Source organism: Paenibacillus sp. 01T422 (genome assembly GCF_056398785.1).
In genome coordinates, this window is record NZ_JBFTQB010001495.1 from 1 (window position 1) to 689 (window position 689).

The window sequence follows — 689 nt, forward strand, 5'->3', positions numbered from 1 at the left end:
GCCGCGAGCAGGGCTGCGATTACGATTTCAACGCCATGTTCTATTTTGGCTGGATTAGCGATACTGCCGCCGACCGTTTTGGCCACTTTGGAAGATACCATCGCACCAACAAAGTTAAGTGTTGCTGCCATGGCGATAGCTACCCGCGGGCTGAGTGCGCGCGTAGAAATGGATGTGGCAATCGCATTGGCAGTATCGTGGAATCCATTAATGAAATCAAAAAGTAAAGCTAGTACGACAATTACGATTAAATAAGTTAACATGATTTCCTCCTAAGAGCTTTCCATTCGGAAAACTATCCTTCGTACACATCGACCGACTAAGTCTTATGAATAACGAAGTACTACGCTGTCTAGGATATTGGCTACGTCTTCGCAAGCATCCGTTGTTTCTTCCAAGCGCTCATAAATTTCTTTCAGCTTAAAGTCTTCGTACACGTCTTTGCGTGTGATGAAGATTTGGCGAATGCCTTCACGCATCAAGCGGTCCCCGTCATTCTCAAGGGAGTTAATTGCAACTGTATGTTCAGGAATTTGCATATATTTTTTCTTGGCAAGCAGCTTGAATGCATCGAGCATATGTTGGCAGGAATCCACGATGACAGCCGAGAAGTCTTTCATATATGAATCTGTATGCGAGACGTTCAGGTAGTCGAAACGAGCGATTGTAGCTTCAATACCATCCGTGAC

Annotated in this window: 2 protein-coding genes; both read right to left on the reverse strand. The window is 45.0% G+C overall.

Annotation, left to right across the window (positions count from 1 at the left end; translation table 11 throughout):
• Positions 1–263 (reverse strand): inorganic phosphate transporter (locus tag AC1DUA_RS39805; RefSeq protein ID WP_477504899.1); only part of this gene is annotated, 263 nt, incomplete at its 3' end.
• 63 nt (positions 264–326) lie between these two features.
• Positions 327–689, reverse strand: a 363-nt coding sequence (locus AC1DUA_RS39810; RefSeq protein ID WP_477504900.1) for a DUF47 domain-containing protein, incomplete at its 5' end; no start/stop codon positions are given.